Below are 15,596 nucleotides of genomic sequence, written 5' to 3'. Positions count from 1 at the left end.
ATCACTTTTCAATCCACACGAATTCTGCATGAATATTGAGTAGGTTTCAGATGTAGATCGTCTTTGCCTAAAGGGTTTTGTATTTCTTTGACAATTTTCATCTGCTTTGTACCGACACTCTCAACTAAAGTAATCACATATGATTCTTTTTCCTCTTCTGCTACCATTCTTTCTTGTTCAGATAAGAAAAATGGAAAGTCTTGATGAGTCAGTTTAGATCCTTTTACTTCTATGAGTTTCTCTTTTCCATCGGGGTAATAAGATTTGATATCAAATCCATGACCATCTTCCGTTTCAGCCACCCAATTGACAGCTTCCGCTAATTGTTCCTGACCCGCTGCTTTTAATTGCTCTACTTCCATATGATAAACAAATTTCTCAGCTATTCTACCTGTCTCTTCGTTTTGCTTTGCTCTTTCTTCTCTTAATTGTTTATAAACATCTCTATGAATGATTCTTTTTCTTTTTATACTTTTTTTATTTTTTGTGTCTATATGAAGATCAGGACTCGAATAAATTTCGAAAATAAAATCATAAAAAAATTCATTCAAGTTATATATATCTTTTAAAAATTTATGTTGATTAAATGTATTGATATTATACCTTTTAAATACCAATGAACCTGCTGCATACTTTTTAGGTCTATCAGATTCTCCTAGATAAAAATCTCCTATTTCAAATCCATTTAAATTAGCACTAGTCTTCAATTGTGGTTTTAGTCGTTCTCGCCAAACTTCTGCTTCATATTTAATCTTTTTGAGAGATAAATTTTCAGTACCTAATCCAATCGATAAATAAAAATCTTTGCCGTTATTAGCGAATAAAATGACTATATATAATCCTTTTTGTGTAGTTGTTTTATTTGTTTTTTGATTCTTTGTTAAGAGCTGGTCTAGAAATGCTATCCAAATAGACTCCGCAACTTTTCCATTTCCTGTAGATGCTTTAATATCGATCCTATCCAAATTCCTCATATGACGTTTTTCTAATTCACATTGAATTTTGTTTGGTATTTCTTTATTAAACATTTTGTGAAAAGGGTGATTCTTATCTGTTCTTGCATTGTTCTTATAATCTAAAAATTGCTTATAAAACTCATCTTTATTAAATAACATTTCTCTCATCACTTACCTCAAAAGATCTTTTTACATACATTATACATAACAAACGGTAGATTTGATGAAATATGGAAAGAATAGTGCAAAAAAAGAGAGCCTGCGCTCTCTCAATCAAGTATGTTCAGTTTTTTTGCTTCTTCTTCGATCACCGTCAGTGCACGGTCTAGTTCTTCTTTTGTGTGCTCTGCTGTGATGATGGCTCTAATTCTCGCTTTTCCTTTTGCCACAGTTGGGAAGGCGATGCCTTGAGCAAACACGCCTCGCTCTATTAAAGCCTTTGAAAAGCGGAAAGTAAGGGCTTCGTCTCCAATCATAATTGGAATAATCGGTGTTTCTGTCGGAGCAACTTGAAACCCAAGGCTGACGACTTTTTCTTTGAAATAGGCGGCGTTTTCCCAGAGTGTGCTAATTCGCTCTGGTTCATCTAACAGCACTTCAATGGCTTCTTCACAGGCTCTAGTCACAGCTGGCGGATGTGAGGTGCTGAATAAAAACGGCCTTGCTTTATGCTTTAAGTAGTCGATTAAAACGGCTGATCCCGCTACATAGCCGCCGAGCACTCCGACAGCCTTACTAAGTGTCCCAACCTGAATGTGCACTCTGCCGTCGAGTTTAAAATGGTTGACTGTCCCGCGGCCATTTTCACCAAGCACGCCTGAGGCATGCGCATCGTCTACCATCACAAATGCATCATATGCTTCTGCGAGCCTCACAATCTCAGGAAGTGGCGCAATATCTCCATCCATCGAGAACACACCATCTGTGACGATGAGACGCACGCGGTAATTCATAGATTTCTTTAAAATTTTCTCAAGCTCTTCCATATTGGAATGACCGTATACCTTTTTATCTGCTTTTGTTAATCGGATGCCGTCAATGATTGAGGCATGATTCAGTTCATCTGAAATAACAATATCATCTTTTGTCAGGATACTTGATAAGACCCCTTGGTTGGTCGTAAAGCCTGATTGGAACACAAGGGCTGCCTCTGTCTTTTTAAATGCAGCGAGCTTTTTTTCAAGACGTTCGTGCATCGTCATTGTGCCGGCGATGGTTCGTACAGACCCTGTGCCAGCACCAAATTCATCAATTGCCTCTTTTGCCGCTTTCATCAGCCTTGGATGTGAGGTGAGGCCTAAGTAGTTATTTGAGGAGAGCTGTATGACAGATTGTTCATTTAATGTCACAGTGGATGATTGTTTTGAGTCGATCTCTTTCAATGTTTGGTGGGTGCCTTGCTGCTTCATTGTTTCCAATTCATCTTGTAAATACGTGAATTCTTTCATCATTTCTTCCCCCTTTGATTTGATGCCATCATCAGTACGACCTTTCCGCACGTACCATTTCTCATGAGTTCAAATCCCTTTTCGAACTGTTCAAATGGCAGCGTATGGGTGACAACTGGCTGGACATCGATGGTATTCGTTCTTAATAACTCAGATACTTGACGCCACGTCTCAAACATTTTTCTCCCCGTGATTCCTTGGACGGTTAATCCCCTAAAAACAATTTGATTCGTAATATCAATTGTCACTGGCCGTTCTGGCAAGCTTAGTATATTGACTTTCCCTCCATTTGCACAAGCTTCGAGAGCTTGATTAATGGCAACTGGATGTCCTGACATCTCGCATATCACATCTGCTCCTTCCATCCGTGTGAACTGCTTAATCACCTCAACAGGATCATCTTTTCCAATATCCACAATATGGTCTGCCCCCATTTTTCGGGCAAGATCCAGCCTGTATTCGTTTTGATCGACGGCAAACACTTGAACAGCACCGGAAGCTTTCGCGACGGCGATCGCCATTAAACCGATTGGTCCGCAGCCAAAAATCGCCACTGACTTACCTGAAACAGGTGTATGCAGCACTGTATGAACGGCATTTCCAAGCGGCTCTTGGATAGATGCAAGCTCTACTGGCATTTGAGCTGGATTGTGCCACACATTTTGTTCAGGTACTTTGACATATTCAGCAAAACAGCCGTCAATGTCTACCCCTAAAATTTTTGTTTCACTGCATAAATGCTGCTGACCGGTTAAACACATATAGCACTGATTACATACAACATGCGTCTCTGCCGATACAAAATCCCCTACTTTTGCACGTGAGACTTGCTTCCCTACTTTGACAACTTCTCCTGTAAATTCATGTCCAAAAATGTAGGGCGCTTTAACTCTTCCCTTTGCCCAGTCATCCCAGTTATAAATATGCACGTCTGTTCCGCATATCGAAGTGGCTTTCACCTGAATCAATACTTCATGATCATTGATTTCTGGAATCGGCATTTCCATCAGTACCGCCCCGTAAGCGCTTTCTTTTTTAACAATTGCTTTCATCGTTCCACACATGACGTACAACCCCTTTGTTAAAAAACTTCTCCCAATGAGATTTTAACACGTCTTATTTTAGACGTAAATACCACTGTCTACTGTAAAAAGACAAATGAACACTCCACATATTTTTTGGATATTTTTCTAAAAAAAAAAGCAAATCCCCGTAGAGAAGGAGATTTGCTTTTTGCGTCACCGTCTTTTTGAAACGGCAATATATAAGGCTGGCACAATGAAGAGTGTGAGAATCGTTGAGAAAAAGACACCCGAAACTATGCAGATTGCCAGCGGCTTAAAGAGCGGATCATTACTTAATGCTACAGGCATAAGGGCAACCAGTGCTGTAAATGCTGTTAGTAAAATTGGCCTAATCCTAGCTCTTCCCGCTTCAATGACAGCTGTCTGTTGATCGAATCCTTGCTTACGCCGCTGCTCAATAAATTCGAACAAGACAACCGCATTTCGGACCACGATACCAGCTAATGAGACAATTCCCATTGTTGCCATGAAGCTGAACGGTGTTTGTGTGACAAACAGTCCTATTACAGCTCCAGATATCGCTAAGTAAACCGTACCTAGAACTAACAATGGAAGCATCAATGAATTGAACTGAAAAGCGATGGTCACATAAATGAGCAGCAAGACAACCCCAAATAAGAGACTAATTTCAATAAAGAACTGGGTTTGATCTTCATTTTCTCCACCTTGAGAAATGGTTAGCTCCTTCGCTGCATCCGTTTTTCCTACTTGATTGACGACTTCTTTCATGTCATCTTTAAACGACTCTGACGTGCCAGGGTACGCCTTCAGCGTAATGGTCGGAATTCCATTTTCATGTGGAATGCTTTCGTACTGCTCTGTTTCTTTTTCTTTTACATATCGGCTAAGCGGCTCGAGTGAAGGCATACCACCTTCATTTGAATTGACAGGCACTTTTATTTCTTTTAGCTTTAATCCATTTTGGTGTGTAGCCATATCCTGTTTGACCACTAGGTCGATATCATTTGATCCTTGTTTAAAGCTGCCTAATGGCATGCCTTCTGTCACTAGACCGAGCTGTTTGCTGACAAACTGAGCGCTGAGACCATCCTCTGCCATTCGGTCACGGTTTAACTCAAAGGAGATGGTTTTTACCGGCTGATTGACATCGTCAGTGATCAAGCTCGCTCCTTTTTCTTTCATTTCACTTGTGAGCGTTTCTTTGATATTAATGAGCTTTGCAAAAGAGTCACCCGCAATGGTTACTGTCACAGGCGCACCGGTTGGCGGCCCTTGAACAATGGTTTTCATAAAAATATCAGCATCTTTGAATTTCTTACGCAATGGCTCTGTCATACGATCTATCAATTGTTTACTCGTCATTTGATCATTGTCTACTCTCACGACAACTTGACCAGTATGATCACTTGAATTTGAGATACTTTCATTAAACAGGTTCGGTACACCGCCGCCTGCAAAGATCGCCGTCTCTTCAATGCCTTTCTGCTGTTTCATCTCTTGTTCTATTTTCTCTAATGTTTCATTTGTTTTGTCTAATGTTGTTTCACTTGGAAGAGTGACAGTGACAACCACTTCTTTTTTATTCGCTGCAGGGAAAAATTCAAATGGTGTGACGAAAATCAGTAAAAAGGCAAGCGTTGCAACGAGCAAACCACTTAGGCCAATAAGCAGCGGACGCTCCACAATGTTCGTCAGCACACGGTCTGCATAAAAATCAGCTAATTTTTTTAACGGTTTGCCTAGGAATCCTGGCTCTTTTTGAATTTTCTTGTTCTTTCTTTTTCGGTTCACGGTATATTGATAGACTGGCACTAGTGTCAGAGAAATCACCATAGACGCAAGTACAGTCGTGACTAGGACAGACGGTAATGCTCGTATAAATGAACCGTTTGCACCTGATAAGAAAACAAGTGGCAAGAAAGCAAACACAACCGCAAGTGTTGAAGTCAAAATAGACCCTGCAACTTCTTTCACACCTGCAATCGTTCCTTTAAGCGGACTTTCGTATTTTTTCATCTGCCTTAAAATATTATCGTTGACGACAATGGCATCATCGACAAGTATTCCTAGGGCAATGATAAAGCCGATAATCGAAATCTGATTGAGGTCTACTTGTAAAAATGGCAGCGGAATCGTTCCGATTGTGATCGATAATGGGATGGCAAGTGAAACGATGAACGCACCGCCAATGGTAAGACCAAGTGTGGTGACGATAATGACAGCGATGACCGCAACAATGGCTTCTTTTATCAAATCATTAAAAATAGCATCCACATCACTTTTTTGTGAATAGTAGTCTACCCACTCCACACCATTTGGAAGCTGCTTCTCTTTCTTAATAACATCACTGACTTTGTCGTACATTTTAGGAATATCCAGCCCGGGTTTGATATTGACTGTAAATGAATAGGCGGGCTTTCCGTTATACGACACAATGTCACTTTTCTCTTTTTCTACTTCTTTTAAGCTGCCAAGCTGACTGATTGTGACCGGCTCACGGTTCGTTTTGGAGAAAAGCTCAATCTTTTTCACTTGATCCAAACGGTCATAGGCATCAATGGACAGCTTAACCTTCTCGCCGCCTGCCCGAATGTCGCCTAGTGGAGATGTGTCAAATTCCTGATTGATGGCATTTGTGACATCCGTTACATTTAACCCTTCATCCTCCAATTTACTTGAATCTAAGTTTAATACCGCTTGTTTGTCATTGAATCCTTTGATGACGACACTGTCTACCCCTTTGATGTCCTCAACCTTTTCCTTCAACGCACGCAGCGATTCCTGACTTTTTGCCAAGTCCGTTAATTGACTCGCCACAACCATATAAGAACCAACCGGCACGTTGCCGAACTCATCCTTTACATCCGGCTCCATCACTCCATTAGGAAAGGACGACGCAGCACTCCTGGTTTCATTCTTAATTTGACTTGCCACCTTTTGAAAGTCGGCTTGATCATCAATTTCAAGCACAATATTTGAAAAACCAATGGCAGAAACAGAGCTCGTTTTCTCTACACCATTGATATCAGATATGGCTGATTCGAGCTTATTGGTTACATTACTTTCCACCTGTTTTGCATCCGCACCAGGAAACACGGTGGAAATCGTGACGATATTCGCTTGGAATTCTGGCAGTTCTCGTTTAGGGAGCTGCGCGAATAAATAGCCGCCAGCAATGAGAACAATAAAAAATAAAATAAAAACAAGCTTTCCTCTTTTCAAAAAAGCTTCAATCATTATTTCACCTACTTAAATATTTATTTTTGATGAAGTATTTTTAACTTCATCTTAATTTATCATTCTGGTGAAAAAATGCAAGCTCTAATATGTCATTTTTATCTATTTCATGAACTGAATATGTTATATAAGAAATGTATAGTGGTAAACAAAAACAACCTGCTCACATGATGTAAGCAGGTTGAAAATAATAAAATTAGAATTATCGCGGCTCAACAATCAATTTGATTGCTGTTCTTTCTTCTCCATCGATAAGAATGTCAGTAAAGGCTGGAATGCATATCAAATCCACTCCGCTTGGTGCAACAAATCCCCTTGCTATGGCTACAGCCTTGACCGCCTGATTCAGCGCTCCAGCGCCGATTGCTTGTATTTCCGCTGCACCGCGTTCACGTAAAACGCCTGCTAATGCTCCTGCTACTGAATTCGGATTTGACTTTGCTGAAACTTTTAAAATTTCCATTTCTGCTCCCCCTTAAATTTACAATGGATAAGTGAGTGTTCATTAGAACAATCTTTGTTAGATGATGCTATTTTTTGAAAATCCATCCCCAAAATGTTTTTCAAAAATAGCAGGCTACCTACCATTTTTACTATATTCACGATAGAGGGCGCATATTCCTTCTTTCTGATTAATATTTTTCTGAAATAAATATGTGAACATTTATTCAAAGAAAATATGGTCATCATTTATCAAAATTCGATCAATTTTGACAGCTTTTTTCGACTGTTCGTCAATTTCTACGATTACTGCACTTAGTGTTGTGCGTCCTTCTGCAATCTCAAAACGGACTGGAAGACTCGTTTTGAATCGTTTAATAATCGTCTCCCGATCAACACCTAAAATGCCATCATAAGGTCCTGTCATTCCCACATCTGAAATATACGCAGTTCCTTTTGGCAAAACGCGGTTATCTGCTGTTTGAACATGTGTATGCGTTCCAACGACACATGATGCACGGCCGTCTGTATACCAGCCCATCGCTTGCTTTTCACTTGTGGCTTCACCATGAAAATCAATAAAAATGAACGGTGTACGTTTGGATGCTTCCGCAATTAACTCGTCTACTTTTTGAAACGGGCAGTCAATTGGCGGTAAAAAAGTGCGTCCTTGTAAATTGATGACGGCCAGTTCTTTTCCTTGTTTTTTTATAAACGTAAGACCTTTACCAGGTGTGCCTTCTGGGAAGTTCGCCGGACGAACCATGTTGGCTGCGTCATCGATGAAATCAAAAATGTCTCTTTTATCCCATGTATGGTTGCCCATTGTAAGCACGTCAGCTCCTGCTTGCAGCAGCTCATGATAGATTTTTTCAGTTATCCCTTTCCCATGAGCAGCATTTTCTCCGTTGACAATGGTAAAGTGGGGCTGATATTTCTTCTTCAACTTTGGCAAGTATTCTTTCAGTGTGTCTCGTCCAGGTGAACCGACGATATCTCCAACAAATAATATTTTCATGCGCTTTGAACCCTTTCTCTTATAAATTGACTTCTTATCAGTGTTGCATATTTACACAAAAAAATAAAGCGGCGCTAAGCGCACCGCTCTATTTTGCATACTCTACTGCGCGAGTTTCTCGAATGACCGTCACTTTAATGTGACCAGGGTAATCGAGCTCGTCCTCAATCCGCTTACGAATATCCCTTGCTAGACGGTGAGCTTCAAGATCATTAATTGAATCTGGCTTCACCATAATACGTACTTCACGTCCAGCCTGTATCGCAAACGATTTTTCAACACCTTCATAAGATTCAGAGATATCTTCTAATTTCTCAAGTCTCCGAATGTAATTTTCAAGCGTCTCACTTCTTGCACCAGGGCGTGCTGCAGATAATGCATCTGCTGCCGCAACAAGAACAGCGATAATAGATGTCGGTTCTTGGTCACCGTGGTGAGAGGCAATACTGTTGATGACAACAGGATGCTCTTTATATTTCGTCGCAAGCTCAACGCCAATTTCTACGTGGCTTCCTTCTACTTCATGATCAATGGCTTTTCCAATGTCATGCAGAAGACCTGCTCGTTTTGCAAGCTTTGCATCTTCTCCAAGCTCTGAAGCCATGAGACCTGCAAGATGTGCAACCTCAATTGAATGCTTCAGGACATTTTGTCCATAACTTGTACGGAATTTTAAGCGACCGAGAATTTTGATGAGATCCGGATGCAGACCGTGAACTCCGACTTCGAATGTCGTTTGCTCACCCATCTCACGGATATAATCATCGACTTCACGGCGTGATTTTTCCACCATTTCTTCAATTCGTGCAGGATGAATGCGGCCATCCTGGACTAGCTTGTCCAGAGCTATCCTCGCTGTTTCACGTCTAATCGGATCAAAGCCCGATAGGATAACAGCTTCAGGTGTATCATCTATGATCAAGTCAATACCTGTTAACGTCTCTAACGTACGGATATTTCGTCCTTCACGTCCGATAATACGACCTTTCATCTCATCATTTGGAAGATTGACTACAGATACCGTCGTTTCAGCTACATGATCAGCTGCACAACGCTGTAACGCAAGTGAAAGAATGTTTTTCGCCTTTTTATCAGCCTCTTCTTTCGCTCGGTTTTCAGATTCTTTCGTCATGACTGCAATGTCGTGGGAAAGCTCATTTTCAACTTGATCCAGAATGATTTGTTTCGCTTCATCTCGAGTTAAACTAGAAATGCGTTCTAACTCGGCTTTCTGCAAACGAATCATATCATCCACTTTGCTTTCCATCTCTTCAATATGTTGTTGTCGTTCATTCAGAGAATGATCTCTCTTCTCCAACAGGGACTCCCGTTTATCTAAAGATTCGTCTTTGCGATCAAGATTTTCCTCTTTTTGAAGTAAACGGTTTTCTTGTCTTTGAAGCTCATTACGTCTTTCACGAACTTCTTGCTCCGCCTCTACACGAAAGGAATGAATTTCATCTTTCGCTTCCAAGAGCGCTTCTTTCTTCAATGCTTCCGCATCACGCTTTGCATCCTCAACAATTTGTTCGGCCATGTTTCTTGCGCCGGATATTTTTGCTTCTGCAATGGTTTTACGAACAAAGTAGCCAACAACTAAACAGATTAGGCTCAGCAAAATGGAGATGATCGTAAACATCGTAGGCGACATATTTTCACCTCCTCTTGCTATGAACTTGGTTTTACAAATAAAGTGTCGGCATGTACATTGTTTTGTGTCTCAACATACAGGGCCTTCACAGGGAATGAGATCCTCACTGCCCTTGTCAAGTTTAAATTAGTTATCAATCATGTTAAGAAAAACAAGTGATACATTCCCATTGTAATTGTGTCGGAAATACTTGTCAAGCTAGTCAGACTGAGGCGTAAGTCGTTATTTCAAGCAAAGACAGAACTTTTGACCTGCTAGCTGTCATGTAAATGTAAAAAAAAGACGCTTTTCAGCGTCTTTAGCGTGTAGACAAACCCTCGCATTCGGTGTCAGGTCTGCGCTCCGGTGCTCACGAATGTTTAATTCGCTCCGCTCCGGTACTCGCCCTTCCTAGACTTCAAAGGTTTTCTATCACGCTGAAAAGAAGACAAAGGGCTAAAATAAAGATCATTTTAGCCCTTTGTCAACCATCTAAGACGCTTTTCAGCGTCTTTTAGTCTTTAAATTTCCAATTCCTCTTGTCCTTCTTCTTCTTCAGCTGCTTTCACTCCGTTTGTGTCCAAACCGTAGTGCTCTCTAATTTGTTCTTGAATCATGAGAAGAATATCTTTGTTTTCTTTAAGGAACTGTTTCGCATTTTCGCGGCCTTGCCCAAGACGTTCCTCTTGATAAGAATACCAAGCACCGCTCTTTTGTACGATATCTAGTTCGCTTCCAAGGTCGATGATTTCTCCCTCTTTTGAGATTCCTTCACCGTACATAATGTCTACTTCTGCAATACGGAATGGCGGTGCTACTTTGTTTTTCACCACTTTAATTCTCGTTTTATTCCCCATAATGTCATTGCCCTGCTTCAGCTGTTCAGCACGGCGCACTTCTAAACGAACAGACGAATAGAACTTAAGCGCACGTCCACCTGGCGTTGTTTCAGGGTTACCGAACATGACCCCAACTTTTTCACGAATTTGGTTAATAAAGATGGCAATGGTTTTCGATTTATTAATGGCACCTGATAGTTTACGAAGTGCTTGGGACATCAAACGTGCTTGTAAACCAACATGTGAATCACCCATGTCCCCTTCAATCTCTGCTTTTGGTACAAGAGCAGCTACTGAGTCAATGACAACAATATCAACTGCACCACTACGGACAAGAGCTTCTGCAATTTCAAGTGCTTGTTCTCCTGTATCAGGCTGAGAAAGTAACAGCTCATCAATATTGACACCTAGTTTTTGAGCGTAAACTGGATCGAGCGCATGCTCTGCATCGATAAATGCAGCTTGTCCTCCCTGCTGCTGAACCTCAGCAATGGCATGAAGTGCTACTGTCGTTTTACCAGAACTCTCTGGACCATATACTTCAATAATACGGCCGCGAGGATATCCACCTATTCCAAGTGCAGTATCAAGTGCTAACGAACCACTCGGTACTGTTGAAATGCGTGTATCTGTTTGCTCTCCTAGTTTCATAATAGAGCCTTTACCAAACTGTTTTTCTATTTGTTTAAGAGCCATATCTAAGGCTGCTTGACGATCACTCATTCTATTGTTTCCTCCTTTATCAATTCCACTATCTATACTATACCTTGTTTTACGTCATTTGCCAAGAAAAAAACGAACACATATTCGATTTTTTCTTGGCAGATTTTTAAGAAAAGAGTGATTTCTATTAGAAAAAACACTCTTTTATAAAGGAGTAAACCTAACAAAAAACAAAATTAACTCTCTTTTAATAAATTGAGCAAGTGATGCAGACCGTATTTCACAGCGCGCTTTCGAATGCCCGACCGGCTTCCTGTAAACATCCATTCAAACACGTCTGTATGGTCTTTCGTAGATAGCCCAATGAACACTTTTCCGACAGGCTGTCCCTCGTGGGTATCAGGGCCTGCTACACCCGTAAAACTAATGCCAATATCACTTCCCGCGAGCTTTCTAGCACCTTCAGCAAGCTCTAGAGCACACTCTTTGCTGACAGCACCATGAGAAGACAACGTTTCCTCCCGGCAGCCAAGCACCTGCTGTTTGACTTGATTTGTATAACAAACGACACTGCCGCTAAAAATCGACGATGCACCTTCAAGATCTGTCAGCCATTCAGAAAACATTCCGCCAGTCAGGCTCTCAGCCGCTGCCACTGTTTTCCCGTGTTCGTGCAAGGCCTTGGAAGCTTCACGGACAAGTGATGTATCATCATACCCGTAGAAGTACTCACCTACCCGCGCTAAAATTTTCGCTTCTGTTTCTTTTAACAGACGCTCCGTTTCTTTTTCATCCTCATGCTTAGCCGTGAGCCTAAGTGTCACTTCACCGTCAGATGCGAGAGGTGCAATCGTCGGGTTGGTTTGAGCATCAATTAAATCTTCTAGGTCTGTTTCAAGCTGTGATTCACCGATTCCGAAGAAGCGGAGAACAACAGACACGATTTTTTCCTTTAAACCCAGTTTCTCAGAAATCAGCGGCTTCGCCTCGTTCTCAAACATCGGATGCAGTTCACTTGGCGGTCCAGGAAGCAACATATAAAATGTATCGTCTTCTTGAATAAACATACCTGGGGCCATCCCAAACCGGTTTACGAGCACATCAGATCCTTCTAGAACGAGTGCCTGCTTACGGTTATTCGGCGACATGTCTCGTCCAGTCTTTCGAAAGTAGTCTTGAATGGATTCAAATGCTTCTTCATTTAGCACGAGCTCTTTTCCGAGCGTACTCGCAATGGTTTCTTTTGTTAAATCATCTTTGGTTGGTCCAAGACCACCTGAGAAGATAATAAAATTCGATCTTTCCTGCGCCACTTGAATGGCCCTTTTTAAACGCTCTGGATTGTCACCAACTGCTGTGTGGTAATAAACATTCACACCAATTTCAGCTAGCTGTTTGCTGATAAATTGTGCATTCGTATTCGTAATTTGCCCTAGCAAAAGTTCGGACCCGACTGCAATAATTTCTGCTTTTCTCTCTGACTTCAAAGCGTACACGTCCTTTTTAGTTAGAATTCTTTAAAGCTTCCCAGTTTTTTGCAAAGTAATCCCAGCCTGACACAACAGTGAAGAACACTGCTACCCACATCGCAAGGTCACCAAACGGGAATGATACAAGTTCAAATGGCAGGTTATGCAATAGAAGTGCTGAAATCGCAATGATTTGCGCCCATGTTTTCACTTTTCCAAGCATATTAGCTGCTACCACTTCACCGCCTCCGGCTAATACAAGCCTTAGACCGGTTACAGCAAATTCACGGCTAATGATCACAATCGCCATCCATGCCGGTGTGAGGTTGTATTGAACAAGTATAATTAAAGCAGCTGAAACAAGCAATTTATCTGCAAGCGGATCTAAAAATTTACCAAAGTTTGTCACTAAGTTCAGTTTACGCGCATAGTACCCATCAATCCAGTCAGTTGTCGAAGCGACAATAAACAGAATTGCTCCAACAAGATGCGTCACTTCGATGCTGACGTTACCAAAACGCGCAACACCCCAATCTAAAGGTGCAAGCATAATGATCATAAAAACAGGGATCAAGGCGATCCTAGAAAGAGTTATTTTATTCGGTAAGTTAAACATGAAATTCAATCCTCCAATAAGCCATTTTTTTATGTATATATAATAGTAGGAACAAAAGAAAAGTCATCTACTTGCTTAAGATGACTTTTCCTTTCCTTTATTCACAATCACAATGTTTTGTGTCATGGTGTTTTTAGGGTCTAATTCGTACTTAAGCGTTTCGTCATTCACCTTGATATCAATTCCAGTCGCATTGCCTAGACGGATATCGACCTGAGAGAGCTCAGACAAGTCTGTTTTAAACGATTCGCCATCTTTTAGTTCACCCATCTTCAGCACTTTTCCAGATTCGTCTCTGACGCGCAGCCATGAAGCTTTTGTTGCAGAAATGGTTAACTCCATCTCATCTGCACCTGACACTTCATACGTTGTCGTTGAGCCTTCCGTATTCGTTGCCTTCAAAGAGACCGTTTCATCGTCTTTGGATGAATCCTTTGATGAGTCATCTTTTTTAAGTGATTTTTCTTGATCATCTGACGAAGCTTTTTCTTTTTTCTTTTGATCCTTTGCAAGAGATGAATCCTCAGATACTTCATATTTAGATTCTGACTGCTGAGGAGCCGTCTGATTGTTCTTCTGCCCGCTATCATGATTGACCGCCTGCACAATTACATAAATGATCGCGATGACCACAAGGACGCCTCCAATAATCAAGATGGTCGGCAGCAGCTCAAGCACCTTCGAGGCAGGCTTTGGCAGCTCTCTTTGCGGCTTAATATTTGCTAATTTATCAGATACTTCATCGTTATACGTGCTCGGTACATCTTTACGAAATTCTTCGAACAATTGTTCAGGATTTAGTCCAACGGCTTCGGCATATTGTTTAATAAACGCTCTGACGTAAAATTTACCTGGAATAATATCATAGTTTCCTTGTTCGATTGCTAGCAAGTAGCGCTTTTGGATTTTGGTCACCGTCTGAAGATCCTCCAGCGACATCCCTTTTTCCTCTCTGGCCTCAATGAGCCGTTTTCCCAATTCAGTCAAAACAAACACCTACCATTACCATATTAAAAATCGAAGCCAGAAAAACCAGAATGATCAAACACTTGTGGTTCTTCAGCGTGCTCATATGTAATCTCTTCATCTGCACTATTACGCAATTCAATGATATAGTCGAAATCATCCATTGTATATTCTGAATTTTGAATAAAGATGTCTGGATGCTCAACCACCTTCGTTGCCGGCAGTCTCATAATTTCTCTTAAAAGCTGCAAGTGCTTCTCAGAACCTCTTCGCGTCGACACAATCCCATCAATAATAAAGACGTTATCTGGGCTGTATTCATCCGCAATCAGCTGACTTCGGATCGTCTGTTTCAAAAGAGTGGACGATACAAAAAGCCATCTCTTACTGGCACATACACTTGAAGCCACAATTGATTCTGTTTTTCCGACACGCGGCATCCCGCGAATCCCAATCAATTTATGTCCTTCTTTTTTAAATAGTTCAGCCATAAAATCTACAAGAAGACCAAGCTCGTCCCTTTCAAAACGGAACGTCTTTTTGTCATCCGCATCACGCTGAATATATCTGCCGTGACGAACCGCTAAGCGGTCACGAAGTTTTGGCTGTCTTAATTTCGTTACTTTTATCGTTTCCATTGTATTTAAAATTGATTCAAGGCGCTTAATTTGATCTGTGTGGTCACAGCGCAAAAGCATTCCGCGTCTTGATACATCAACACCATTAATTGTCACAATATTAATTGAAAGCATCCCCATTAGAGAAGAAATGTCTCCTAATAGTCCGGGACGGTTTACCTGTATCTCATATTCAAAATACCATTCGAGCTTTGCCAAATGATATTACCCCCTTCATTGTGGCAAATTTTTACCTTCCTTTATCATAAAGCATTTTCACATTTTTAGAAAGCACAATGTTGCTAAACGGTTAAAATAAAAAGAGAGGCACAAACGACCCCTCTTTTTGTTTAGTGCGAGCTATTATTTTCAACCAGCTTGACCATCATATTGGCAATAGCGCGCTGCTCATCTTCTGATGCAACGCTCCAAAGGTCAGCAAGTACTCTTTCTTGCTCGTTCTTTGCTTCAACTTCGTTAGCTAAATATCCGCCAATTTCATACGCAAGGTTATTGATGGTATCATCTTTTAAACCTTTATCCTGCGCATGATTTAAACGGTCACCTAAAAAGTTTTTCCAATGGTCCCAGTTCTCAAGTACTGACATGTCGATTCCTCCATTCGAAAAGATGAATTACAGCCATAGCTT

General features: G+C 41.0%; 13 protein-coding genes. All 13 read right to left on the bottom strand.

What is annotated here, in order from left to right; translation table 11 throughout:
• Positions 1–8 precede the first annotated feature (8 nt).
• The 13 genes from GKC25_RS07965 to GKC25_RS07905 all read right to left on the bottom strand — a co-directional run bounded on the left by GKC25_RS07965 (position 9) and on the right by GKC25_RS07905 (position 15,554).
• Positions 9–1,124: an MrcB family domain-containing protein gene (locus GKC25_RS07965; RefSeq protein WP_262417202.1), complete on the bottom strand. Its 1,116-nt coding sequence runs from the start codon at positions 1,122–1,124 to the stop codon at positions 9–11.
• A 101-nt stretch (positions 1,125–1,225) separates the two neighbouring features.
• The gene (locus GKC25_RS07960) at positions 1,226–2,407 is read right to left on the bottom strand and encodes a glycine C-acetyltransferase (RefSeq protein ID WP_268495167.1); all 1,182 of its coding nucleotides are present in this window, start codon (positions 2,405–2,407) and stop codon (positions 1,226–1,228) included.
• Positions 2,404–3,468 (bottom strand): L-threonine 3-dehydrogenase, encoded by a 1,065-nt coding sequence (tdh, locus tag GKC25_RS07955; RefSeq protein ID WP_342689958.1) that lies wholly within the window; start codon positions 3,466–3,468, stop codon positions 2,404–2,406. The genes GKC25_RS07960 and tdh overlap by 4 nt, the downstream gene beginning before the upstream one ends.
• Before the next feature lie 174 nt (positions 3,469–3,642).
• The gene (locus tag GKC25_RS07950; RefSeq protein WP_342689957.1) at positions 3,643–6,687 is read right to left on the bottom strand and encodes an efflux RND transporter permease subunit; all 3,045 of its coding nucleotides are present in this window, start codon (positions 6,685–6,687) and stop codon (positions 3,643–3,645) included.
• Positions 6,688–6,889: 202 nt separating this feature from the next.
• The gene (spoVS, locus tag GKC25_RS07945) at positions 6,890–7,150 is read right to left on the bottom strand and encodes a stage V sporulation protein SpoVS (protein ID WP_003211281.1); all 261 of its coding nucleotides are present in this window, start codon (positions 7,148–7,150) and stop codon (positions 6,890–6,892) included.
• 201 nt (positions 7,151–7,351) lie between these two features.
• On the bottom strand, positions 7,352–8,146 hold the full coding sequence (locus GKC25_RS07940) for a TIGR00282 family metallophosphoesterase (protein WP_034662209.1): 795 nt from the start codon (positions 8,144–8,146) through the stop codon (positions 7,352–7,354).
• Positions 8,147–8,234: 88 nt separating this feature from the next.
• The gene (gene rny / locus GKC25_RS07935; protein WP_003211958.1) at positions 8,235–9,797 is read right to left on the bottom strand and encodes a ribonuclease Y; all 1,563 of its coding nucleotides are present in this window, start codon (positions 9,795–9,797) and stop codon (positions 8,235–8,237) included.
• Between the two features lie 500 nt (positions 9,798–10,297).
• The gene (recA, locus tag GKC25_RS07930; RefSeq protein WP_034662211.1) at positions 10,298–11,338 is read right to left on the bottom strand and encodes a recombinase RecA; all 1,041 of its coding nucleotides are present in this window, start codon (positions 11,336–11,338) and stop codon (positions 10,298–10,300) included.
• 176 nt (positions 11,339–11,514) lie between these two features.
• Positions 11,515–12,765, bottom strand: coding sequence for a competence/damage-inducible protein A (locus tag GKC25_RS07925; protein WP_034662214.1), 1,251 nt, complete (start codon positions 12,763–12,765; stop codon positions 11,515–11,517).
• Positions 12,766–12,781: 16 nt separating this feature from the next.
• On the bottom strand, positions 12,782–13,363 hold the full coding sequence (gene pgsA / locus GKC25_RS07920; protein WP_034662216.1) for a CDP-diacylglycerol--glycerol-3-phosphate 3-phosphatidyltransferase: 582 nt from the start codon (positions 13,361–13,363) through the stop codon (positions 12,782–12,784).
• A gap of 75 nt (positions 13,364–13,438) precedes the next feature.
• A complete protein-coding gene (locus tag GKC25_RS07915; protein WP_034662218.1) occupies positions 13,439–14,350 on the bottom strand; it encodes a helix-turn-helix domain-containing protein in 912 nt (303 codons plus the stop codon).
• Between the two features lie 23 nt (positions 14,351–14,373).
• Positions 14,374–15,165 (bottom strand): DUF3388 domain-containing protein, encoded by a 792-nt coding sequence (locus GKC25_RS07910; protein ID WP_003211480.1) that lies wholly within the window; start codon positions 15,163–15,165, stop codon positions 14,374–14,376.
• Positions 15,166–15,296: 131 nt separating this feature from the next.
• Positions 15,297–15,554, bottom strand: coding sequence for a DUF3243 domain-containing protein (locus GKC25_RS07905; protein WP_003211590.1), 258 nt, complete (start codon positions 15,552–15,554; stop codon positions 15,297–15,299).
• Positions 15,555–15,596 lie beyond the last annotated feature (42 nt).

The sequence above is a fragment of the Bacillus pumilus genome (genome assembly GCF_038738535.1).
GTDB lineage: Bacteria > Bacillota > Bacilli > Bacillales > Bacillaceae > Bacillus.
This window is presented reverse-complemented; position numbering and strand designations above follow the sequence as displayed.

What these genes read in the sequence shown, in the direction of transcription:
- GKC25_RS07965 (WP_262417202.1), bottom strand. Translation starts at nt 1,124, where the DNA reads ATGAGAGAAATGTTATTTAATAAAGATGAGTTTTATAAGCAATTTTTA.
- GKC25_RS07960 (WP_268495167.1), bottom strand. Translation starts at nt 2,407, where the DNA reads ATGATGAAAGAATTCACGTATTTACAAGATGAATTGGAAACAATGAAG.
- tdh (WP_342689958.1), bottom strand. Translation starts at nt 3,468, where the DNA reads ATGTGTGGAACGATGAAAGCAATTGTTAAAAAAGAAAGCGCTTACGGG.
- GKC25_RS07950 (WP_342689957.1), bottom strand. Translation starts at nt 6,687, where the DNA reads ATGATTGAAGCTTTTTTGAAAAGAGGAAAGCTTGTTTTTATTTTATTT.
- spoVS (WP_003211281.1), bottom strand. Translation starts at nt 7,150, where the DNA reads ATGGAAATTTTAAAAGTTTCAGCAAAGTCAAATCCGAATTCAGTAGCA.
- GKC25_RS07940 (WP_034662209.1), bottom strand. Translation starts at nt 8,146, where the DNA reads ATGAAAATATTATTTGTTGGAGATATCGTCGGTTCACCTGGACGAGAC.
- rny (WP_003211958.1), bottom strand. Translation starts at nt 9,797, where the DNA reads ATGTCGCCTACGATGTTTACGATCATCTCCATTTTGCTGAGCCTAATC.
- recA (WP_034662211.1), bottom strand. Translation starts at nt 11,338, where the DNA reads ATGAGTGATCGTCAAGCAGCCTTAGATATGGCTCTTAAACAAATAGAA.
- pgsA (WP_034662216.1), bottom strand. Translation starts at nt 13,363, where the DNA reads ATGTTTAACTTACCGAATAAAATAACTCTTTCTAGGATCGCCTTGATC.
- GKC25_RS07905 (WP_003211590.1), bottom strand. Translation starts at nt 15,554, where the DNA reads ATGTCAGTACTTGAGAACTGGGACCATTGGAAAAACTTTTTAGGTGAC.